This is a genomic window from Limnobaculum allomyrinae (assembly GCF_016649425.1).
Classification (GTDB): domain Bacteria; phylum Pseudomonadota; class Gammaproteobacteria; order Enterobacterales; family Enterobacteriaceae; genus Limnobaculum; species Limnobaculum allomyrinae.
Window position 1 is genome coordinate 122,609 of record NZ_JADRCR010000001.1, and the last position, 23,067, is coordinate 145,675.

General features: G+C 45.1%; 16 protein-coding genes. 10 read left to right on the top strand and 6 right to left on the bottom strand.

The features are described 5' to 3' along the window. Nucleotides 1-70 precede the first annotated feature (70 nt). Nucleotides 71-1,168 carry an AI-2E family transporter YdiK gene (gene ydiK, locus I2494_RS00535; RefSeq protein ID WP_218465893.1) on the bottom strand — a complete coding sequence of 366 codons (1,098 nt, stop codon included), beginning with the start codon at nt 1,166-1,168 and terminating at the stop codon, nt 71-73. A 296-nt stretch (nt 1,169-1,464) separates the two neighbouring features. On the opposite strand from ydiK, the gene ydiJ reads away from it, so the two are divergent. Genes ydiJ through zntB form a run of 3 tightly spaced genes read left to right on the top strand, consistent with a single transcriptional unit; the run spans nt 1,465 to nt 6,007 of the window. Then, nucleotides 1,465-4,518, top strand: coding sequence for a D-2-hydroxyglutarate dehydrogenase YdiJ (gene ydiJ / locus I2494_RS00540; protein ID WP_218466041.1), 3,054 nt, complete (start codon nt 1,465-1,467; stop codon nt 4,516-4,518). 26 nt (nt 4,519-4,544) lie between these two features. Then, nucleotides 4,545-4,967 (top strand): hotdog fold thioesterase, encoded by a 423-nt coding sequence (locus tag I2494_RS00545; protein WP_218465892.1) that lies wholly within the window; start codon nt 4,545-4,547, stop codon nt 4,965-4,967. Nucleotides 4,968-5,023: 56 nt separating this feature from the next. After that, nucleotides 5,024-6,007 (top strand): zinc transporter ZntB, encoded by a 984-nt coding sequence (zntB, locus tag I2494_RS00550; RefSeq protein ID WP_218465891.1) that lies wholly within the window; start codon nt 5,024-5,026, stop codon nt 6,005-6,007. Between the two features lie 83 nt (nt 6,008-6,090). On the opposite strand, the gene ttcA is transcribed toward zntB, so the two are convergent. Then, a complete protein-coding gene (gene ttcA / locus I2494_RS00555; RefSeq protein WP_218465890.1) occupies nt 6,091-7,014 on the bottom strand; it encodes a tRNA 2-thiocytidine(32) synthetase TtcA in 924 nt (307 codons plus the stop codon). A gap of 503 nt (nt 7,015-7,517) precedes the next feature. Between ttcA and I2494_RS00560 the strand changes: the two genes are divergently transcribed. Then, nucleotides 7,518-7,793: an IS1 family transposase gene (locus tag I2494_RS00560; protein WP_130591195.1), complete on the top strand. Its 276-nt coding sequence runs from the start codon at nt 7,518-7,520 to the stop codon at nt 7,791-7,793. Between the two features lie 170 nt (nt 7,794-7,963). Here I2494_RS00560 and nifJ read toward each other — a convergent pair whose 3' ends face one another. Continuing rightward, on the bottom strand, nt 7,964-11,506 hold the full coding sequence (gene nifJ / locus I2494_RS00565; protein WP_218465889.1) for a pyruvate:ferredoxin (flavodoxin) oxidoreductase: 3,543 nt from the start codon (nt 11,504-11,506) through the stop codon (nt 7,964-7,966). Nucleotides 11,507-12,112: 606 nt separating this feature from the next. On the opposite strand from nifJ, the gene I2494_RS00570 reads away from it, so the two are divergent. After that, entirely contained in the window at nt 12,113-12,358 is a 246-nt protein-coding gene (locus I2494_RS00570; protein ID WP_218465888.1) for a DUF333 domain-containing protein, read from the top strand. A gap of 116 nt (nt 12,359-12,474) precedes the next feature. Here the strand turns inward: I2494_RS00570 and hslJ are convergent, their stop codons facing one another. Together hslJ and I2494_RS00580 are read right to left on the bottom strand one after the other, a co-directional pair. Next, nucleotides 12,475-12,906 carry a heat shock protein HslJ gene (hslJ, locus tag I2494_RS00575; RefSeq protein WP_218465887.1) on the bottom strand — a complete coding sequence of 144 codons (432 nt, stop codon included), beginning with the start codon at nt 12,904-12,906 and terminating at the stop codon, nt 12,475-12,477. Nucleotides 12,907-13,082: 176 nt separating this feature from the next. Beyond that, on the bottom strand, nt 13,083-14,069 hold the full coding sequence (locus tag I2494_RS00580; protein ID WP_218465886.1) for a 2-hydroxyacid dehydrogenase: 987 nt from the start codon (nt 14,067-14,069) through the stop codon (nt 13,083-13,085). 156 nt (nt 14,070-14,225) lie between these two features. Between I2494_RS00580 and I2494_RS00585 the strand changes: the two genes are divergently transcribed. From I2494_RS00585 to I2494_RS00595, 3 genes are read left to right on the top strand one after another with little or no spacing between them, the layout of a single operon-like run. After that, nucleotides 14,226-16,847 carry a YdbH family protein gene (locus I2494_RS00585; RefSeq protein ID WP_228350795.1) on the top strand — a complete coding sequence of 874 codons (2,622 nt, stop codon included), beginning with the start codon at nt 14,226-14,228 and terminating at the stop codon, nt 16,845-16,847. Between the two features lie 26 nt (nt 16,848-16,873). Next, nucleotides 16,874-17,035 (top strand): YnbE family lipoprotein, encoded by a 162-nt coding sequence (locus I2494_RS00590; protein ID WP_218466039.1) that lies wholly within the window; start codon nt 16,874-16,876, stop codon nt 17,033-17,035. A gap of 9 nt (nt 17,036-17,044) precedes the next feature. After that, nucleotides 17,045-17,368, top strand: a complete 324-nt coding sequence (locus I2494_RS00595; protein WP_218465885.1) for a YdbL family protein — start codon at nt 17,045-17,047, stop codon at nt 17,366-17,368. A 71-nt stretch (nt 17,369-17,439) separates the two neighbouring features. Here I2494_RS00595 and I2494_RS00600 read toward each other — a convergent pair whose 3' ends face one another. Next, nucleotides 17,440-18,045 (bottom strand): FMN-dependent NADH-azoreductase, encoded by a 606-nt coding sequence (locus I2494_RS00600; RefSeq protein WP_218465884.1) that lies wholly within the window; start codon nt 18,043-18,045, stop codon nt 17,440-17,442. A gap of 228 nt (nt 18,046-18,273) precedes the next feature. Here I2494_RS00600 and hrpA point away from each other — a divergent pair, with 228 nt between their 5' ends. Next, a complete protein-coding gene (gene hrpA, locus I2494_RS00605; RefSeq protein ID WP_228350796.1) occupies nt 18,274-22,161 on the top strand; it encodes an ATP-dependent RNA helicase HrpA in 3,888 nt (1,295 codons plus the stop codon). Nucleotides 22,162-22,220: 59 nt separating this feature from the next. After that, nucleotides 22,221-22,865, top strand: coding sequence for a Qnr family pentapeptide repeat protein (locus tag I2494_RS00610; protein ID WP_218465882.1), 645 nt, complete (start codon nt 22,221-22,223; stop codon nt 22,863-22,865). The last annotated feature ends 202 nt before the right edge of the window (nt 22,866-23,067 follow it).

The following is a 23,067-nucleotide window of genomic DNA, read 5'->3' on the forward strand; positions in this document are numbered from 1 at the left end:
AAAAGTGATATGCGCAATATCGTCTTTACGGCCGGAATATTCTCAATACTTAATCCCTAATCAAAACAAATCAAATATTCAGATCCCGTTCCAAATCCGGCAACTCATCCGTCGGCTCAGGAACTTCATCAATCCAGGCAGAAATTAAACGATACGATACCGCCAGCACCACCGGACCAATAAACAAGCCAATCATACCAAAGGCCAGTAATCCTCCGATAACCCCGGAGAGAATCAACAACAGCGGTAAATCCGCCCCTAAGCGAATCAATGCAGGACGCAGGAAGTTATCCATGGAAACCACAATACAGCTCCACACTAACAGCACCGTACCCCAGGTGTTATCTCCGCTCCAGTAAAGCCAGAACACCGCCGGGAACAGAATTAACGATGGCCCGATCTGTGCAAGACAACAAATAAACATCAACACGGTTAATAAAGTGGCATAAGGAATCCCGGATATGGCTAAGCCGATACCCCCCAACAGGGCTTGAGTCAGGGCCGTAACCACCACTCCCAGCGCAACGGCGCGAATGGCCTGAGCACCAAGAATAACTGCTGCTTCACCACGCTTCTCGGCTAAACGTAATGCAAAGTGACGGATACCTTTGGCCACAGCTTCCCCTTTAGCATAAAGAAGGGCACTGAAGACCACCATCAGCGTACCATGCAACATAAAACCGCCAACGTGGGCTACCTGAGAAACAAACCAGGTTGTAGCCGCACCTGCATATGGCTGAATGCTGGCAACCAATGCTTTACCACCATCGGTGGTCATTGATTGCCAGTTGCGGTACAGGCGTCGACCAACGCCCGGAATATCATTTAGCCAGGCGAGTTTAGGAATATGCCAGTTTTCTGGTTTTCCGACCCAATCAACTAACTGACCACTATTGTCTACAATACTATTAATCACCAGACCAAAAGGCAGAACAAACACCACCACCAATAACAGCGTCATGAAGATCACGGCCGGAGTTCGCCGCCCACCGGTGTATTTTTGTACCCTTAACAACAATGGCCAGGTTGCAATAACCACCATGCCAGCCCAGGCAAAGCCTAAGATAAAAGGCCGAACGACCCAAAGGCAGACAACGATCATTACAAGAATAAACAGTATTCCAAACATCAGACGTGCAAGGTCAAAACGTTTTTTCGGTTGCGTCATGGATGTACTCATCATGAAATAGAGTTGTTAATAACTAAGCTATAGTATCGGGTATAGCTGACGGTTACGCTATTTTAATTAATAAACTGATAACTATCATTTAAGCGAAAATGCCAGCAATAGCATGTTAATGAACAGAGAGTCTCTCATTTGCCTTGAGAGAAGGTGCTAAGAGTTGCGATAAATTTAATGGATGGGCTACGCAAACGATAAAACAGTATGCTAGTTTAGTTCGCTGGATTGGGTAATGTTTACAACATAATAAAATAAAAAATAACGCAAAGAGACTAATGGCAATGATTCCACAGCTAAAGCAAGCACCTGGTGTTGAGTCACCGGTTCAGGAGTATCTAGACGCCTTAAAACAGGCAGGTTTCAGTGGTGATATCGCAACTCAATATGCGGATCGCCTTAGCATGTCAACGGATAACAGCATCTATCAGATGTTGCCACAGGCCATTGTGTTTCCACGATCTACCGCAGATGTTGTGTTGATTGCCCGAATCGGGCAGCAGTCTGATTTTTCAACCGTTAAATTTACTCCAAGGGGAGGCGGTACGGGTACGAATGGGCAGTCACTCAATGATGGTGTTGTGGTTGATATGTCGCGTTACATGAATCGTATTCTTGAGCTGAATTTAGAACAAGGATGGGTTCGTGTTGAAGCCGGTGTAGTTAAAGATCAACTGAATCAATATCTGAAGCCCCATGGCTATTTTTTCTCGCCAGAACTGTCAACCAGTAACCGGGCAACGCTGGGGGGAATGATCAATACCGATGCGTCCGGTCAGGGCTCTTTGGTGTATGGAAAAACCTCTGACCATGTTCTGGGGCTAAGAAGCGTTTTGCTTAACGGGGAATTGTTGGATACTCATGCCATGCCAGTAGCGCTGGCTGAGCAGTTAGCCTCACAACAAACGGCCGCGGGACAGGTTTACCATACGGTACTGGAACGATGCCGTCAGCAGCGCCAGCTTATTATCGACAAATTTCCTAAACTGAACCGTTTTCTCACCGGTTATGACCTCAGACATGTTTTTAGTGATGACCTGGAAACATTTGACCTTTCGCGCATTTTGACTGGCTCTGAAGGCTCGTTGGCATTTATTACCGAAGCCAGACTGAATATCACACCGTTACCGGCACTGCGTCGACTGGTCAATATTAAGTACGATAGCTTTGACTCGGCGTTAAGAAATGCGCCGCTAATGGTTGAGGCCAATGCGCTATCGGTAGAAACGGTAGACTCTAAGGTTTTTAATCTGGCCCGTGAAGATATTGTCTGGGAGTCAGTGAAAAATCTGATTACCGATGTACCGGGTAAAGATATGCAGGGGCTAAATATCGTTGAGTTTGCCGGCCAGGATCCTGAACTGATTAGTCGTCAGGCTGAGTTTCTTTGTTCCCGGTTGGATCAGCTGATGGAAAAGGGCGAAGCTGGCGTAATTGGCTATCAGTTATGCAGTGATTTAGCCGATATTGAACGCATTTATGCGATGCGTAAAAAAGCGGTGGGTCTGTTGGGTAATGCTAAAGGTTTAGCTAAACCTATTCCGTTTGCTGAAGATACCTGTGTACCCCCACAACATCTGGCCGACTATATTTCAGAGTTTCGTGCGTTACTGGATAGTCATAATCTGGCTTACGGTATGTTTGGTCACGTGGATGCGGGTGTATTGCATGTCAGACCTGCGTTAGATATGTGTGATCCACAACAAGAGCTGCTAATGAAACAGCTCTCAGACCAAATTGTTGCCCTGACGGCCAAATACGGTGGTTTGTTATGGGGGGAGCATGGTAAAGGATTTCGGGCGGAATACAGTCCTGATTTTTTTGGCCCTGAACTGTATGACGAATTGCGTCGAATTAAGGCGGTGTTTGATCCGGACAATCGACTGAATCCGGGTAAGATTTGTGCGCCAATCGGGCGAGATGATGCCCTTTATAAAGTGGATGCAGTAAAACGTGGCACTTTTGACCGCCGTATCCCGCTGGCAGTTAGAACCTCCTTTAAAGGTGCAATGGAATGTAACGGTAACGGCCTGTGTTTCAACTTTGATGCTAACAGCCCAATGTGCCCTTCAATGAAGGTCAGCGCCAATCGAGTACATTCACCAAAAGGCCGGGCAACACTGGTGCGGGAGTGGCTAAGATTACTGGCAGAAGAGGGTGTTGATCCTCTGGCTCTTGAAAAGCAACTGGGTGAACAACGCTTAAGCTGGCGCAGTTTGCTGGATAAGACCAAAAATAGTCTGCGCCAACGTCAGGGGGAATATGATTTCTCCCATGAAGTTAAGCAGTCTATGGCGGGTTGTCTGGCCTGTAAGGCATGCTCCACTCAATGTCCGATAAAGATTGATGTTCCGGCATTTCGCTCCCGTTTCCTTCAGCTGTATCATACGCGCTATTTCCGTCCGGCCCGGGACTATATTGTCGCATCAGTAGAAAACTATGCCCCAGTGATGGCAAAAGCGCCGCAAGTGTTTAACTTCTTTATTCGTCAGTCCTGGGTTCAGTCGTTGGGGGCAAAAAGTATTGGCATGGTGAATTTGCCGTTGCTTTCTTCTCCAACGCTGAAACAGCAACTACAGGGGCATCAGGCCTGCACCATGACGCTGGAGCAATTGGAAAGAATCGATGGCCAGAGCAAACAACAATACGTATTAGTGGTTCAGGATCCCTTTACCAGCTATTACGATGCCAAAGTGGTGGCGGATTTTATTCACCTGATAGAGAAGCTTGGACTAAAACCTGTGCTGCTGCCGTTTAGTCCCAATGGTAAAGCGCAACACATTAAAGGCTTTTTGCGACAGTTTGCCAAAACTGCCCAGCGTACGGCGGATATGCTAAATCGGGTTGCTAAATTAGGCATACCGATGGTGGGCGTCGATCCGGCACTGGTTCTGTGCTATCGCGATGAGTATAGCCAGATTTTAGGTGAGAAACGGGGTGATTTTAAAGTACAACTGGTACATGAATGGCTGAGTGATAACCTGGCAAGATTCCCAATGAAAGAGGTAGAACAGGCTCCCTGGTATCTGTTTAGCCACTGTACTGAGAGTACGGCTCTACCCGCCAGTGGCAAACAGTGGCAAAACCTGTTTAGTCACTTTGGTGCTAAATTAAATAACGTTAGCCTTGGCTGTTGTGGGATGGCGGGAACCTATGGTCATGAAGCGGATAATTTGAATAATTCCGCTGGTATTTATGCGTTATCCTGGCAAAAAGCGTTAGAAGGTAAAGATGCCAGTCGTTGTCTGGCTACGGGGTATTCATGTCGTAGTCAGGTTAAACGTTTTAGTCACGTAGTCTTAAAACACCCGCTTCAGGCTTTGCTTGAGCTGGTGTGATGAACAATTAACAAGGTAAGTAATCTATGTGGAAACGTCATAAGACACTGGCAGAACTGAACCAGATGTCGAAAGGAACCATGATCGAGCATGTGGGTATTGTTTACACGTCACAAACAGAAGACAGCCTGGAAGCGACGATGCCGGTTGATCATCGTACCGTTCAGCCTTTTGGTCTGTTGCATGGTGGTGCCTCGGTGGTGCTGGCAGAAACTATTGGTTCCGTCGCTGGTTATCTGTGCACAGAGGGAGAAGCGCAGGTAGTCGGCATTGATATTAATGCGAACCACATTCGGGCAGCTAAACAGGGAACGGTTCGGGGGGTATGTACAGCTATTCATTTAGGCCGCAGCCATCAGGTATGGGAGATTAAAATTTATGATGAAGCCAACAGGCTTTGTTGTATCTCCCGACTAACTACGGCAGTTCTGGATAAGAAATTACGTTAGTAAACCGCGCTCTTCATAACAAGAGAGTCGCTGGTTATTTTAAATAGGTGGTTGATGTGAATAGGGTAAGCGGTAATCAATTAGAGGTTCCGCAGGAGATCCACGCTTATCAGTTAAACGGTAAGGGCGGTATATTGCCGGTTACGGATAAAACGGAAGCAACTGCGGCAGAGCCTTGTTGGATACATATAGATTATGAACAGCCAGAAAGCCTTAACTGGTTAAATGAAACGCCACTATTGCCAGAGAGTTTTAAAGAGGCTCTGTCCGGAGAAAGCTGTCGTCCACGCGTTGCCCGTCAGGGGGACGGAACATTAATTATTCTTCGCAGCATTAATCTGAACAGTGAATCGGTTCCCGATCCGTTGGTGACGCTAAGAGTATTTATTACCGATAGTTTAATTATTTCCAGTCGCCATCGTCCTATTCATGCGGTTGATGAAGTGGTGGAAGAGTTAAAAAAAGGAACCGGCCCCGCTCATAGTGGAAGCTGGCTGGTGGAAATTTTGGATTTTCTGACCGATCAGGTCAGCGATTTTATTGATGATATCCATGGTCGCGTTATAGAACTTGAAGACGGATTACTGGATAAAGAAGTGCCGGAACGGGGTGTTATTGCACTTATTCGTAAGCAGTTGATTGTATTGCGTCGTCACTTGATGCCTCAGCGGGATGTTTTTTCCCGGCTGGCCAGTGAACGGTTACCGTGGATGAGTAATGAAGATCGCCATCGGATGCAGGATATTGCCGATAGATTAGGGCGAGGTCTGGACGATCTGGATGCAACAATTGCACGTACTGCGGTGGTAGTTGATGAAATCAACTCTCAGTTGGCTGATGCGATGAACCGTCGTACCTATACCATGTCGCTAATGGCGATGCTGTTTTTACCAGCGACCTTTCTTACCGGGCTGTTTGGCGTAAATCTGGGGGGAATTCCCGGTGGCGGCAAAGAGCATGCCTTTGCCATCTTCTGTACCTGTCTGGCAGTTGTTGGCGGAGGGATACTGTGGTGGCTTAAGAAGAGTAAGTGGTTGTAGATATTTTATGAATCAGCCCTGGACGGATGTTGGGGCTGATTCATTATTAATTGAGGTTATTTTCTGATTTGAAGATAAAACCATTACTTAACTTCAACAACATCAATCCCCAAATCTTCATTTTCATCCGGCACAAAACCAGCGGGCTGTAGCGGGAATTCCTCCCGATCAAATGCCAAATCACCGCCATTAATAACTTCCATACCTCGCTGAATAGCCGTAAAGTCAAACAGTTCACGGTCACACAGGTGAGAAGGGACAACGTTCTGCATAGCACTGAACATCGTTTCAATTCTGCCCGGATAACGGCGATCCCAGTCTCTCAACATATCTTTAATTACCTGACGCTGTAGGTTAGGTTGCGAACCACAAAGATTGCAGGGAATGATCGGGAAAGCTTTCGCCTCAGCATAGCGTTCAATATCTTTTTCACGGCAGTAAGCCAATGGGCGGATAACAATATGTTTACCGTCATCACTGATAAGCTTTGGTGGCATCCCTTTTAGTTTGCCGCCATAGAACATATTTAAAAACAGAGTTTGCAGAATATCGTCGCGATGATGGCCCAGCGCGATTTTAGTTACACCCAGTTCGGTCGCCGTACGGTAAAGAATACCGCGACGCAGACGAGAGCAAAGGGAGCAGGTAGTTTTACCTTCGGGGATTTTCTCTTTTACAATACCGTAGGTATTTTCTTCGACAATTTTGTACTCAATACCCAGCGTTTTTAAATACTCTGGCAATACGTGCTCAGGGAAACCAGGCTGTTTCTGGTCCAGATTAACGGCAATCAGCTCGAAATTGACCGGTGCGCTGCGCTGCAAATTTTGCAGAATATCCAGCATGGTATAACTGTCTTTTCCGCCGGAGAGACAAACCATGACCCGATCGCCATCTTCAATCATCGAAAAATCTGCGATGGCTTCGCCCACATTGCGGCGCAAACGTTTATGCAGTTTATTTAGGTTATATTGCTCTTTCTGATTCAGCGCTGCTGTTATGCTCATAGCGGTAACTCTGTCTGCCTGATTGTTGCCTGTTAGCAGAGATAATCTGCCGGGAAATCGTGGAGGTGTATGGTACGGATTATTGCGGGTGTTGTCAGTAGAAGAATACGCTTTGATAGCGGCTAAAACCGATGATAATGGTAAAAACCAACATAAAGTAACTCTAAATAGTTAGTCTTAATTCGAGTTATTACCAAAAACTCGATTCAAATAAGTTAATTTATAAAACGATTATGAAATTATCTTATGCAGAACTGTCAATTATACCAGTGATGTAATTGAGAAATATATATTAGAATCGAACAGGTATACCAACATAAGAATTACGCGGATTAATTAATATCGTGGTTGTTCTGAATAATATTGAGGTAGTTAGGCTGCTATTAAGCACTTAATTCATTTCTAATTAGAATGTTATAGAAACCTGAAGGTTAATAATATTCTGAAATTATCACTGCCATGATTACTTACTTGATGTTTTTGGGTCCAAAAGGAGATGGAAAATGGTCACTATTGAAGTCGCATGCCGCCATTGTAATGAGACAAAACCAGTCAGAAAACATGGTAAAGGGCGAGGTGGTTATCCGCGTTACTATTGTAATAGCTGTAGGAGAACATTCCAGTTGTCTTATTTGTACCGAGCGCATCAGCCAGGAATGAAAGAAAAGATTATTGAAATGGCCTCTCAGGGGGCAGGTATACGACAGACCAGCAGAACGTTAAAAGTTGGTTTAAACACAGTAATGCGTTATTTGAAGACGGCTGAAGGAATAAGTTAATTCTTATCACTATTATTATTGAGTGATAGATTTAAAATATTAAGTCAGTACTATTTTTATTAAAAATAAGACGGCATTCTTAAATAAACGTTTATTTCTTTAATTAAGAATAAATAAAGCACCCGCTTAGGGTGCTTTATTTTTTTATATTATCGGTTATTTCCGTTTATTTATGATGGTTCAGACTCAATTTTCTCTACCGTTTTTCCAGCCAGCAGACTCAGTAAGTTATAACGATTCTGAACATCTTTTTCAGCCTGAGCGTGCAGAGCGGAGGCAACATTGGGTTCCATCGTATTCAAACGGCGGAAACGCTGCTCTTTTAACAAAGCCGAAGCTAAACCATCAGACGGTGGGCGGGAATCAAGGGTTAAACCCGGTTTGTCCTCTTCAACACGACGAGGATCGAAACGATACAGTGGCCAGAAGCCAGCAGTGGTTAATTGCTTCATCTGGTCGTGACTAAATGCCAAATCGTAACCATGTTCCTCACACGGGCTGTAAGCAATAATCAATGACGGACCCGGATAAGCTTCCGCTTCCTGAATCGCTTTGACCGTTTGGTTTAACTGCGCGCCGAGAGAGATTTGGGCTACGTACACATGACCATACATCATGATACTTACCCCAAGATCTTTACGTCCTTTACGCTTACCTCGTTCAGCAAATTTAGTGACGGCACCGATAGGTGTTGCTTTAGACTGTTGGCCACCCGTATTGGAATAGCATTGGGTATCCAGCACCAGAATATTGACGTTTTCCGTCAGGCTCATTACGTGGTCGAGACCACCAAATCCAATATCGTACGCCCAACCATCGCCACCAATCAGCCAGATAGATTTATCTACCAGATAATCGGCACATTCGGCTAATTCTTTAGCTTCCGCTGAATCAATCGCTGCCAGCAGTGTCCGTAGCTGTACGATCTGTTCACGGCGCTGCTCTACGCTGGTATCAGAAGCTTGCAGTTCAGCAATTAACTCAGCGGGTAACTGAGATGCCAGCTGATTTATCAGACGTAAGGTGCGTTCACGATGCTGGTCGACCGTCAGGCGGAAACCAAGGCCAAACTCTGCGTTATCTTCAAACAGCGAGTTAGCCCATGCCGGCCCGCGACCATCTGCGTTAGTGGTATAGGGAGTACTTGGCAAGTTACCACCATAAATGGATGAACAACCTGTCGCATTGGCAATCAGTAGCCGATCGCCATACAGTTGAGTTAGCAACTTAATATAGGGCGTTTCACCACATCCGGAACAGGCTCCGGAATATTCGAATAGTGGGGTAATTAATTGAGAGGTTCGAATATCAATTCGCTCAATTTTGCTCTTATCAATTTCCGGTAGTTGCAGGAAATAATCGTAATGACGTTTTTCAACCTCAAGATTATCCAGGCGAGATTTCATATTAATCGCTTTAATTTCTGGATTCTGGCGATCTTTAGCCGGGCATACCTCTACGCACAGGTTACAACCGGTACAATCTTCCGGTGCAACTTGCAGAACATATTTCTGTCCGCGCATGTCTTTTGACTTAACGTCTAATGATTGCAGATCGTCTGGTGCATCTGCAAACGTGTCTGGCGAAATCACTTTAGCCCGAATAGCAGAGTGAGGGCAGGCGGCAACACAGTGGTTACACTGGGTACATAGCGGTGCCTCCCAAATCGGGATCTCTTCTGCAATATTACGTTTTTCCCAACGAGTAGTACCAGAAGGCCAGGTACCGTCCGGTGGGAAGGCAGATACCGGTAACGCATCACCCAGACCAGCTAACATCGCGGCGGTTACCGTTTTGACAAAGTCCGGGGCGCTGTCGGAAACCACCGGAGGGCGCATTGGGCTGAGTGAATTAACCGGCTGTAGGGGAATTTCTTCCAGTGCACTGATAGTGGCGTCTAACGCCTGCCAGTTATTCTCGACAATATCCTGACCTTTGGCGCTATAGCTTTTAGCAATAGCGTCCCGTAGCTGTTGTAGTGCAACATCACCAGGAATAATTTGGGTCAGATGGAAAAAGGCCATCTGCATAACAGTATTGATTCGATTGGCCAGGTGGCATTCTCTGGCAATTTTCGCCGCATTGATAATAAACAGACGCGCTTTACGCTGATGCAATAAAGCCTGAACGTCCTGTGGTAAGCGTTGCCAGATCTCATCCTTGCTATAGGGGGTATTCAGCAAGAAAGTGCCATTGGGTTTCAGTTTTTCGACCATTTGGTATTTATCAATAAACTGATTTTGATGACAACCAATAAAATCCGCCTGAGAAATAAGATAGGCAGAATGTATTGGGTAGTCACTTACCCTCAAATGAGAAACGGTTAAACCACCGGCTTTTTTGGAGTCATAAACAAAGTAACCCTGAGCGTGAAGTGGCGTACCGTTACCGATAATCTTAATGTTGTTTTTGGTAGCAGAAACGGTGCCATCGCTACCAAGTCCAAAGAACAGTGCTTCCAGAGAAGCTTTTTGTGGAATGCTGTCATCACCCAACGGCAATGACAGGCCAGTGATGTCATCAAAAATACCAACGGTAAAGCGCGGACGCGGTTTTTCCAGCGTTAATTCTTTGAAGATAGCCAGTACACATTCTGGTGCAAACTCTTTAGAAGACAGACCATAACGACCACCAATAACCTGTGGCAGTGTATCCCGCTCACCTCGGGAGAATGCTTCTGCCAGCGCCGCCATAATATCAAGATAGAGTGGCTCAGCCAGCGCACCAGGCTCTTTGGTTCTATCGAGAACGGCAATTCGTTTTACGCTTTGAGGTAATTGTTCAAGTAGGTGTTGAGCAGAGAAAGGACGATACAGTCGAACTTTTAACATGCCGACTTTTTCACCGCGGGTTAGTAAGGTATCGATTGTTTCTTCGGTTGTACCACAGGCAGAGCCCATCAGAATAATTACGCGATCCGCTTGTGGGTGACCGTAATATTCAAACGGCTGATAATAACGACCGGTTTGTTGCTCAAAAGCTTGCATTGCATCGGCAACATGCTGGTAAGTTTGGTCATACCAGGGATTAGCGGCTTCCCGGCACTGGAAGTAAGTATCCGGGTTGGCTGATGTCCCTCTGATCACCGGGTGGTCAGGTGTTAATGCACGTTTACGATGGGCACTAATCATCTCCATCGGTAATAGCTGGCGAATGCAGTCATCGCTGATGGGAACAATCTTATTAATTTCGTGGGAGGTACGGAATCCGTCAAAGAAATGAATAAACGGAATTCGGCTGTTTAACGTCGCCATTTGTGAGATCAGGGCAAAGTCCTGAGCTTCCTGTACCGAGCTGGCGCACAACATTGCACAGCCGGTTTGGCGAACTGCCATAACATCAGAATGATCGCCAAAAATAGACAAGGCATGGGTAGCGACGGTTCTGGCGGCAACATGCAATACAAATGGGGTTAACTCACCCGCCAGTTTATACAGGGTCGGGATCATCAGTAATAATCCCTGCGATGAGGTAAATGAAGTGGCCAATGCCCCCGTTTGTAATGAACCATGAACGGTAGCTATTGCACCGGCTTCGGATTGCATTTCCATAACGCGGGGAACGTCGCCCCAAACGTTTTTAGTACCATATTCCGACCAGTCATTAGCCTGTTCAGCCATGGTTGAGCTGGGAGTGATGGGATAAATGGCGATAACTTCGTTGGAACGATACGCCACGGAGGCAACTGCACTGTTACCATCGGTAGTAATCATAGATTCAATACCTTTATTGACATTAGCTCTCTCAGGTCAGAGACCTGAGTAACAATAAATACATTGGATTGGATAGTTATTAATGGTTTTTATATCTTCCGAAATCGCAACTCATCATATCAGATAAGAGAGTTTGGGCAGCTGTTGTTTTGTGTGTTATTACATTCTGTGACAGAAAATAATGATAGTTATTATCACTAAGATATTGAGGGTTATTGAATTCCCCTCTTATTATCAGGGGCAAGCTTGCAGAATAAGGCTTCAACGCTGGACTATTGGCATCATATACGCTAAATATGATTATTAAATTTGTGATCCAGTGCAGTTGAACGCTCTGGTTTTCCGGAGTATACCGGTTGAGCAAAATACGAATAAAAAAACCAGCGCAAATGGCGCTGGTAAAAAATCAGTCAGATTAACTGAAAAGCAGTGGATCGCTAATTAATTAGCGGCAAGATAATAACTTAATTAAGAGTTTAAGTTATTACAAAAAATGCGAAATAAAGTAATCAGAATATTAATTTCAGGTTAATTCTTAGCCAAACTTAAACTAACCATCATTGCAGATGGTTTTTTGTGGCTGAAAATACAATAACAGAGGTAAACATGAAGGGAAAAATCTGTCTGGCTGCACTTGGTGCACTTTTATTGGCAGGATGTAGTAGTCAGCCCGATCAGGTGAGATTGTTACCCCATAACTCCATGATCACCGAAGAGACTGCAAGAGCAGCGCCGATGGATGAAATGGCATTAGCCAACTGCAATAGCATGGGGGGAATGCCAACCACTTCACATAATCTGGATGGCAGTGTAGTGAGTAACTGTCAGCTTTCAAACGGTAAACGTTATTAAGTATACGTATGTGATTTAGTTGAAATTGATATCAAATTGATATGAAAAAACCGGAAGGGTGCAACAGGCTCTTTTCCGGTTTTTTATTATTTAAATACAAGCAATTATCATTAATATTATCTGACCCAATCGCTGAGTTTATAGGTCAACGTATGCTGTGCTGAGCTTAAGGTTAATACCCCCTGATCCAGGGATACTTTAGCGCCATTATTCAGCGTTACAGCAATGATTTGGTCTAACTGGTTCATTTTTTCATCTAAACAGGCCATTCGGGTAGAAGCCAGTTGTGTTGCGGTTAATACCCCATCTTTTAACCTGGCCTGACCCATAAAGCGATTACACATTGCACCACTAACATGCATATTCTCGCCAAACTCAATATTTAATGGGCGTTTGTCTTTAGTGGTATCAGCCATATGCTCGCCATCAACGCTGGTCAGAATAAAATTATGATGTTGTAAATCACTCTCTTTTATTGCATTGCCATCCGTTAAAGTACAGCCGCTAAGCAGGACGGCCGAAATAATAAAAGGTAAAGCTATTTTCATTATAATCCCCAAAAGTCATGACGTGGAAATTGATCCGATAATCAATGCGTTGCTATTTTATCGGTTTAAATTTGAACGTGTTTTACCATATTAAATATGAGAGTAAATAGAGATTTACAATGATTTACCGGTAGTTAACATAATATTGTGACTACCGGCGATAAAATAGACGATTATTACAGTAAATTAGGGCAAGGCTGGTTCTGCTCTAATTGCTGAATATTTTGAAGTGTGGTCTCAGAGATGCTTAATAATGCTTCTTCAGTTAAAAATGCCTGATGGCCGGTAAACAGCACGTTATGACAGGAAGACAAGCGACGGAATACATCATCCTGAATCACATCGTTAGATTTATCTTCGAAGAACAGATCTCTTTCGTTTTCATAAACGTCCATGCCTAATGAACCGATTTTTTGCTGTTTCAGTGCTTCGATAGCAGCAGGAGAATCAATTAAACCACCCCGGCTGGTATTAATAATCATCACGCCATCTTTCATTTGTTTAAAGGCAGCGGCATTTAGCAGGTGATGGTTTTCTGGCGTTAATGGGCAATGCAAAGAGATCACATCAGAACGTTCATACAGGGTTTTCAGATCGACATACTCAGCCCCTAAATCCAGTGCCAACGGTGACGGATAAGGGTCAAATGCCAGCAAGCGCATACCAAACCCTTTTAAAATCCGCATAGTGGCAATACCAATTTTTCCGGTACCGATAATGCCTGCGGTACGGTTATGCATATTAAAGCCAATTAACCCTTCAAGAGAGAAATTGGCATCGCGGGTTCTTTGATAGGCGCGATGAATACGACGATTAAGGCTCATCATTAATCCAATCGCATGTTCGGCGACGGCTTCCGGTGAATAGGCAGGAACACGAACCACTTGTAGACCCAGCTCTTTCGCCGCATCAAGGTCAACATTATTAAATCCGGCACAGCGTAATGCCACAATTTTGACGCCTGATTTTGCTAACTCCTCAAGCACCGGACGACTTCCATCATCGTTAACAAAGATGCAAACGGCTTCACAACCTTCCGCGGTTTTAGCGGTTTGCGGGCTCAGTTTGAAGTCAAAAAATTCGAGATCGATACCAAAACGTTGATTAGCAACTTCAAGATACTTTCTGTCGTATTGTTTTGTGCTGTAAATAGCAAGTTTCATCACATATCTCCACCAGAATTATAGAATTAATTTATCAGATATCGGGAGTTAGGACAATTTAACGATATAGTTAGTAACCAGTATTAGAATCAGTTTAGCCAATATTATTAATATGCTATATTTTCCGCCTGATTCGCGTTCCGGGGTAGTTTAGGCGTGGTAATAGGTCGTTTTGTTAAATACGTTCTGATTGTCGTGACCATACTGATATTGTCATTAATGACGCTATGGGCAACGATCTCAACGTGGCTACCTAAAGTTGCCGGCCTCTGGTTACCGGAAGGAACACAGCTGATATTTACTCAGCCCCCACAGTTAATCAAGCGCGGAATTTCTTTAAACGGCATTCAATTTCTGGCTCAGGACTGTTTTTTAGCTGATGCGGGGCCGTTAACGCTGATTTATCAGGACAGGCAGTGGAAGCTGCATGGAAATTCTCTGGATATCGATACCCACTGTCTGGAGAAGTTAACAACTCAAGAAACGTCTGTCGATGATGATACACCTTTGTCGATTGCTGATATTCAAAAACAGCTGCCCGCTTTTTCGCTATCCCTGGATCGCCTGAGTATTACGCCGTGGGAATCCTACTCAGGCCGGGTTGATCTAACCAGTAATAAACAAGGCCAGCGTCTTAGTGTTAAAGGGAATTTACTTTCTGGATCGGCATTATTAAACGATCGACAGATGCTGACATTAGAGTCTCTCAGCCTGCATATTCCGGATAGCGATGACATTATTCAGTTAAATGGTGAGATACAGGTACCTGTCAGTCTGGATGCTATTCCTGAACAGGGAAATATCGATGGCGAATTTGTTACCACCTACGTAAATAAACCGCTGCTGCTAAAACTAAACTGGCAACAGCAGGATGGTCATCTGACAGTCACCCCGCAGGGTGAGAAAGAGAGCTTGCTGGATGTTCCCTGGACGCTGGAGGGTAAACGTCTGGTTGTGACTCAGGGGCAATGGCGTTGGCCTTATGCTTCCCAGCCATTTACCGGCGGCATTAGTATGACGCTCACGGATTGGAGCAGTGATTATAATGAAGCCAATATTGAAGCGCGGCTGAATGTGGTTACTCAGGGCAGTGCAGGTAAAGGCAACGCGGTATTAACATTTGCACCGGGTAAAATTAGCCTGAAAGAGAGCGATTTAAACTTTCAACTTACCGGTAAGATGAATGAAGAACAGTTATCTTTATATACTACTATTCCCGGTAAGCTATCAGGGACTATCGCTAATCCAACCCTTAATCTATTGTCCGGTTCTTTATTGCGCGTAACCGGAGCTGTAACCCCGGATATTTATCTGCATGAAGCCCGATTCCCATTGGCGGGAATAAAAGTAACGGACAAAGGCATCAGTGGTCGTTTGCAAACCATTATTAATGCCAGCCATCGTTACTGGGGTAAATATAAGCTGCATCTGGATGGGCGTTCCCGGGATTTCTGGATTGATCAAGGGCACTGGGAATGGAACTTTTGGGGCAATGGTGATATGCCTCCAATGAAAGCCAAATGGGATATGTCCGGCAAAGGGGAGTGGAACGATAGCCTGATTAACTTGCAGACATTATCAACGGGCTTTAATCATCTGGTCTATGGACAAGTTACAGTGAATAAGCCCCGGTTAGTGTTGGCGGAACCACTGAGCTGGAATCGTGCTGAAGGTCAGTATCGTGCCGGATGGCAATTGCAGGCGCAAAAAGTTGAGTTCGATAATGGCGGTTATTTACCACCATCTACGCTAAATATTCAGTTCTTCGGACAAGATCCGGCAAACTTCCAGTGGAAGGGCGATCTCAGCACTAAAAAAATTGGGCCAATAAAATTGAGTGGCCGTTGGGATGGTGAACGCATCCGGGGAGAAGGCTGGTGGCCTGAACAGTCATTGGAGGTTTTCCAGACTTTACTGGCTCCGGATCTCGGTTTTAAAATTCGCAAAGGTACGCTGTATGCGCAATCGGCGTTTTCGATTTCCGAAACGCAGGGAATTGAAGCCGGCGGTCATATGGTAGTGAAAGATGGCGGTATGTGGTTAAAAGACGGCGAGCTGAGCGGACTTGATTTCGTCATGTCCTATCGTCTGAAGGATCATGTGTGGCAGCTAGGGCCGCAATCTCCGGTTAAGTTAAGAGTGAAAAAGCTCAATAACCTGTTTGATATGAGCAATATTACCGCTGATTTACAAGGGTATTATCCTCATTCGGAGCGCCAGCCTTTACGATTAACCAATGTCGGTGTAGATATGCTACAGGGGCATATCGGTATGCAACAGTTACGAATACCACAGAAAGATCCGGCTATTCTTACGGTCAAAGGCGTCGATCTCAGTGAATTATTTACCATTTTGAAACCGAAGCAGTTTACCATGTCCGGTAAAGTAGATGGTGAGCTGCCGCTGTATCTGAATCATCCGGAGTGGCTGGTGAAAGGAGGCTGGGTGGAGAATAGTAAAGATCTTACTCTGCGTCTGGATAAAGATATGGTACAGGCCATCAGCGATGACAATATGGCAACCGGTGACATTATGGATTGGTTACGTTATATGGAGATCCGTCGTTCCAGAGCGGATGTTAACGTAAGTAATTTAGGATTATTGACCATGGACGCACAGATAGAAGGTTTTAATCCAACCAAGAATGCTGAGCGTTTAGTGAAACTCAATTACCATCATGAAGAAGATATTTTCCAGCTATGGCGTAGCTTACGGTTTGGCGATAATTTGCAGGACAATCTGCAACAGATCTTCTCATTACCGAAGGAGCATAATTAGTGAATAAATTTGGATGGTTAGCGGTGATGACGGCCTTTGCTCTTGGCGGTTGTGTGCCAAGAATTGAGATTGCACCATCAACAGAGCCAATTGTGATTAATATGAATGTCAAAATTGAGCATGAGATTCATATTAAAGTCGATAAAGACGTCGAAAAAATGCTGAAGACACAATCGGATATTTTTTAAGGAATGGCAATGAAACTAATCAATACCGGATTGATCGCCACGGTACTGCTGTTTAGTGTGGCTGCCAGTGCGTTAACCTTAAAAGAAGCGAAACAGCAGGGGCTGGTGGGTGAAACACTGAATGGCTATATTGCACCGGTTAAACCGACGGCAGAAGCACAGGCATTAACAGATAAAATCAACCAGGCCCGTACCGAGCAGTATAAGTCGGTAGCGGCGGAAAATAATGTGAATGTAAATGATGTGGCTAAAATGGCCGGGCAAAAATTAGTGAATAGAGCAGAGGCCGGAGAATACGTCAAAGGTATTAATGGCCAGTGGCTTAAGAAGTAATATTTACCACGAATTAAATGATAAAAGCCCCTGATTCAGGGGCTTTTACATAATATTGAGAAGATCGATTATCAGGCAGAAACGTATTGCTGAATAAAGGATTTCGCATCTTCTTGCGCTTTTTGAGCTACTTCAGGGCCGTAAGCAACGCCTTCCTGATAGACAAACTCAGCATCAGTAATACCGATAAAGCCCAGGAATAGTTTCAGGTAAGGAGCAACCAGATCGGTTGGGGAATCTTTATGAATACCACCACGGCTGGTTAAGATATAAACTTTCTTACCGGTGACTAAACCTTCTGGTCCTTTCTCGGTGTAGCGGAACGTCACGCCAGCACGAGCAATCAGGTCAAAATAGTTTTTTAACTGAGTCGAGATATTGAAGTTATACATTGGTGCACCGATAACAATAACATCGTTACCTTGCAGTTCAGCAATCAGTTCATCAGACAGCGCCAGTGCTTCTTGTTGACGAGCAGTCATTGGCTGATCGGATGGGCGCATTGCGCCAACCAGTTCACCATCTAATACAGGAACAGGATTAGCTGCCAGATCGCGTACAGTAACGGTATCAGACGGGTGCTCTTGTTTCCATTTTTCGACAAAGAAATCAGCTAAAATATTTGACTGAGAATAACCAGAAAGAATACTTGATTTGATGACTAAAACCTTACTCATGATAATTCCTTGTTTATGTTGATCAATAACAGGGTGCCCCCGTGATGTATTACATCATATTCGGCCAAGCTTCAATTTGATAGCGCAATAATTAGATAGGGTTATTCTAATTTTTTGAACAAGATAAAAAAGTGACTTATCCGCTTATAAATCAGGTTTGTGGTAATATAATGAGTAACAGAACCATCAATGGTACACATCGGTTTATTCAGCACAGGATCCCAGACAGTGAAATCCCCACTAGCCGCATTATCCGGTCAAATTCGGCATTTAATGTTGCGCGATCAGAAGCGGCTGCGTCGCCGTTTGGACGGCGCCCGTAAAATCACCAATGGTGAAAAATTATCATTAATTGCGGCAGAAATTAATTCTGACATTCAGAGCGGTTTGCAACGAGTAGCCAACCGAAAGGCGGCCTGTCCGAAGATTAGTTACCCGGAAAATCTGCCGGTTAGCCAGAAGAAAGATCAACTGTTGGCCGCCATTCGTGACCATCAGGTAGTTATCATCGCCGGAGAGCCGGGGTCGGGTAAAACCACGCAAATACCAAAACTCTGCCTTGAACTAGGGCGGGGAATTAAGGGCATTATTGGTCATACTCAGCCAAGGCGACTGGCAGCTCGCTCTGTTGCAGGGCGTATTGCTGATGAATTGAGTGTAACGCTGGGGTCTGCAGTAGGCTATAAGGTTCGTTTTAACGACAAAATCAGTGACACTACGCTGGTTAAGCTGATGACTGATGGTATTTTACTGGCAGAAATACAGCAAGATCGTTTACTAAGCCAGTATGACACCATCATTATTGATGAAGCCCATGAACGTAGCCTGAATATCGATTTTATTCTGGGCTATTTGCGTCAGTTATTACCGAAGCGCCCGGATCTTAAAGTCATTATTACGTCGGCAACCATCGATCCTCAACGTTTCTCCCGGCATTTTAATAATGCACCGGTGATTGAGGTATCTGGCCGTACTTACCCGGTAGAAGTGCGTTATCGTCCAATTGTAGAAGAGGCTGACGACAGCGAACGGGATCAAACTCAAGCCATTCTGGATGCGGTCGATGAACTGATGCATGAAGCACCGGGAGATATTCTGGTGTTTATGAGCGGTGAGCGCGAAATCCGCGATACGGCAGATGCGCTTAATAAGCAAGAAATTGCGCATACCGAAGTGCTACCGCTATATGCGCGTCTGTCGAATAACGACCAGAATAAGGTGTTTCAATCCCATACCGGTCGACGCATAGTATTGGCAACTAACGTGGCTGAAACCTCATTGACTGTACCGGGAATTAAATACGTTATCGATCCAGGTACCGCCCGAATCAGCCGCTACAGTGCCAGAACTAAAGTTCAGCGTTTGCCAATAGAACCCATTTCTCAGGCTTCAGCTAATCAGCGTAAAGGGCGATGCGGTCGGGTATCGAATGGTATCTGTATTCGTCTCTATTCCGAGCAGGATTTTCTTTCCCGTCCAGAGTTTACCGATCCGGAAATTTTGCGTACTAATCTGGCATCGGTTATTTTGCAGATGACTGCTATTGGATTGGGCGATATCGCCGCCTTTCCATTTGTAGAAGCGCCGGATAAACGCAATATTCAGGACGGTGTACGGCTATTAGAAGAACTGGGTGCCATTGAACACAATGAACAGGGTAAAGGACATCTGACTCCTGTAGGCCGTCAACTGGCTCAATTGCCAATTGATCCGCGCTTAGCGCGCATGGTGATTGAAGGGCAGAAGAATGGTTGTGTACGCGAAGTGATGATTATTACTTCAGCGTTATCGATTCAGGATCCGCGTGAACGTCCGCTGGAGAAACAGCAGGCGTCGGATGAAAAACATCGTCGATTTATTGATAAAGATTCAGACTTTCTGGCCTTTGTGAACCTGTGGAATTATCTGGGTGAACAGCAGGAAGAATTGTCTTCATCTCAGTTTCGTAAACTGTGCAAAGGGGATTTCCTTAACTATTTGCGCGTACGCGAGTGGCAGGATGTTTATACCCAATTGCGGCAGGTAGTAAAAGAACTGGGATTCCCTGCAAATAGCACACCCGCTGAATATCGTGAGGTGCATACTGCGTTGCTTTCCGGTTTATTATCCCATATTGGTCAAAAAGATTTGGATAAGCATGAGTTTACCGGCGCCCGCAATGCGCGCTTCTCTATCTTTCCCGGTTCTGGTTTATTTAAAAAGCCGCCAAAATGGGTCATGGTCGCTGAACTGGTGGAAACCACCCGCTTATGGGGGCGTATAGCCGCCCGGGTGGAACCAGAATGGATCGAACCCCTGGCTCAGCACCTGATTAAACATGCTTATAGCGATCCGCACTGGGAGAAAGCCCAGGGCGCGGTAATTGCCAGTGAGAAAGTGACGCTGTTTGGTCTGCCAATAGTGAATGAACGCAAAGTTCAGTATGGGACGATTGACCCGGTTCTTAGCCGTGAATTGTTTATTCGTCATGCTTTAGTAGAAGGAGAATGGCAAACTCGCCATCCATTCTTTAAAGCCAATTTGCGCCTGATGTCTGAAGTTGAAGAGCTGGAAAACAAATCACGTCGCCGCGATATTCTGGTAGATGATGAAACACTGTTTAATTTCTACGATCGCCGCATTGGTGAAGAGGTAGTCTCCAGTCGTTATTTTGATAGCTGGTGGAAAAAGATTTCTCGTGAGCAGCCGGAACTGCTTAATTTCGAAAAATCGATGTTGATTAAAGAAGGTGCCAGTAAAATCAGCGCTCAGGATTATCCGAACAGTTGGTATCAGGGAAACCTTAAGTTACGGGTTACCTATCAGTTTGAGATCGGAGCGAACGCGGATGGCGTTACTATTCATATTCCATTACCGATACTTAATCAGGTACAGGAAGAGGGCTTTGACTGGCAAATTCCGGGCTTACGTCGGGATTTGGTTATTGCGCTAATTAAATCATTGCCAAAGCCAATCCGCCGCAATTTTGTTCCTGCGCCAAACTATGCTGAAGCTTTCCTGCAAAGGGCTAAGCCTCTGGAAATGAGCCTGTTAGACTCTCTGGAAAGAGAACTGCGTTTAATGACGGGAGTGACAGTGTCACGAGAGTCATGGCAATTAGATCAGATTCCCGATCATCTTAAAATCACTTTCCGGGTGATCGATGATAAAAGCAAAATGCTGGCAGAAGGCAAAGATCTCCCTCAATTAAAGCGTCAGCTTAAAGGTGAAGTTCAGCAAACGCTGTCTGCGGTTGCCGATGACGGCATTGAACAAACCGGACTTCATGTCTGGTCTTTTGGTTCATTGCCTCAACGTTTTGAGCAAAAACGCGGGGGGTATTCCGTTAAGGCTTATCCGGCATTAACCGATGAAAAAGACAGCGTAGGTATTCAGCTATTTGAAACCGAGCAGGAACAGCAGCAAGTGATGTGGAAGGGAACCCGTCGCCTGCTATTGTTGAACATTCCTTCTCCGGTTAAATATTTGCATGAGAAGCTGCCGAATAAAGCCAAACTGGGGCTCTATTTTAATCCATTTGGTAAAGTGCTGGACTTAATTGATGACTGCATTGCCTGCGGTGTGGATAAGCTGGTTATTGAACACGGTGGCCCGGCCTGGGATGAAGCCTCTTTTGACTCACTGAAAGAGTTTATTCGGGCTGAGTTAAATGAGAGCGTGGTAGCGATTGCCAAACAGGTTGAACAGATTCTGACCACTGCACATAACATTAATAAACGTCTTAAAGGGCGAGTAGATATGTCGGTTGCATTGGCGTTGTCAGATATTAAAGCGCAAATGGGACGTCTTATTTACCGTGGGTTTGTTTGTGAAAGCGGCTGGCACAGATTGCCGGATATTTTGCGTTACCTACAGGCTATTGAGCGTAGAATCGATAAGTTGCCAATTGATCCTCATCGCGACCGTGCCCAAATGCTGAAAGTTGAACATATTCAGAAGATGTATCAACAACTATTGAATAAGCTTCCTCCTCATAAGCCACTCAGTGATGAAGTAACAGAAATTCGCTGGATGATCGAGGAATTGAGGGTTAGTTATTTTGCTCAGCAATTGGGTACGCCGTCCCCAATCTCGGATAAACGTATTCAACAGGCCATTGATAAGGTTACAGTGTAACTAAATGTTCCACCTTAGCTTAATTAATAAGGTGGAACTTAGATTGAAGGATATTAGCGATGAAGCATCAGGTATTTCGGGATAGAGCGTTTATTCGTAGTGATTTTCCTGATGAAGTCGTTGAGCATTGTCAGTTTTATCAATGCAGCTTTGACCGTGCTGATCTGAGTGAAATGCAATTCCTGCACTGTAAATTCTATGACGAGCAACAAGACAGCGGTTGCTCGTTTTATCGCACTGTGTTGAAAGAGAGCCATTTTCACCATTGTGATCTGAGCCTGACGGATTTCCGACATATTGATGCGATGGGGTTAGAAATAGCCGATTGCAAAGTATTGGGGGCGAATTTTAAAGGCGCCAGCTTTGTGAATATGATCGGTAGCAACAGCTATTTCTGCTCCGCCAGTTTTTTACGCAATAACTTCAGTTACTGTAATTTTGAAGATGTCGTTTTAGAACAGTGCGAACTGCCAGAAAACCGCTGGTCGGAAGCTAACCTGTTAGCTGCCCGATTTTGTGGCTCCGATTTGTCCGGCGGCGAATTCCACCATATCGACTGGGAATCAGCAGACTTCACCAGTTGCGACCTGACCAACTGCGATTTGAGTCAAATTGATGTGCGGCGGGTTAATCTTGCCGGGGTGAAGATTACTCAGGAGCAACAGAGTCAACTGCTGGAGCCGTTGGGGATAATTGTTATTTAGTAGTAGACCTTGACCTTCTATGAGCACTGGAATTCAGCTGACGACTGAAAGAGGCCAGCACGCCTCGCATGGATGCGGGGCGAGGCACAGCGACGCCGGGAGCGGCTCTGGGCCGGTGCGTTAAGGCCGAATGATGGAGGAAGGTAGTCGCCGTAGGCGACCTGGATTCGTGTGCGAAAGCGCGGGATTGTTAAGGGGGCTC

What these genes read in the sequence shown, in the direction of transcription:
- ydiK (WP_218465893.1), bottom strand. Translation starts at nt 1,168, where the DNA reads ATGACGCAACCGAAAAAACGTTTTGACCTTGCACGTCTGATGTTTGGA.
- ydiJ (WP_218466041.1), top strand. Translation starts at nt 1,465, where the DNA reads ATGATTCCACAGCTAAAGCAAGCACCTGGTGTTGAGTCACCGGTTCAG.
- I2494_RS00545 (WP_218465892.1), top strand. Translation starts at nt 4,545, where the DNA reads ATGTGGAAACGTCATAAGACACTGGCAGAACTGAACCAGATGTCGAAA.
- ttcA (WP_218465890.1), bottom strand. Translation starts at nt 7,014, where the DNA reads ATGAGCATAACAGCAGCGCTGAATCAGAAAGAGCAATATAACCTAAAT.
- I2494_RS00560 (WP_130591195.1), top strand. Translation starts at nt 7,518, where the DNA reads ATGGTCACTATTGAAGTCGCATGCCGCCATTGTAATGAGACAAAACCA.
- nifJ (WP_218465889.1), bottom strand. Translation starts at nt 11,506, where the DNA reads ATGATTACTACCGATGGTAACAGTGCAGTTGCCTCCGTGGCGTATCGT.
- I2494_RS00570 (WP_218465888.1), top strand. Translation starts at nt 12,113, where the DNA reads ATGAAGGGAAAAATCTGTCTGGCTGCACTTGGTGCACTTTTATTGGCA.
- hslJ (WP_218465887.1), bottom strand. Translation starts at nt 12,906, where the DNA reads ATGAAAATAGCTTTACCTTTTATTATTTCGGCCGTCCTGCTTAGCGGC.
- I2494_RS00580 (WP_218465886.1), bottom strand. Translation starts at nt 14,069, where the DNA reads ATGAAACTTGCTATTTACAGCACAAAACAATACGACAGAAAGTATCTT.
- I2494_RS00590 (WP_218466039.1), top strand. Translation starts at nt 16,874, where the DNA reads ATGACGGCCTTTGCTCTTGGCGGTTGTGTGCCAAGAATTGAGATTGCA.
- I2494_RS00595 (WP_218465885.1), top strand. Translation starts at nt 17,045, where the DNA reads ATGAAACTAATCAATACCGGATTGATCGCCACGGTACTGCTGTTTAGT.
- I2494_RS00600 (WP_218465884.1), bottom strand. Translation starts at nt 18,045, where the DNA reads ATGAGTAAGGTTTTAGTCATCAAATCAAGTATTCTTTCTGGTTATTCT.
- I2494_RS00610 (WP_218465882.1), top strand. Translation starts at nt 22,221, where the DNA reads ATGAAGCATCAGGTATTTCGGGATAGAGCGTTTATTCGTAGTGATTTT.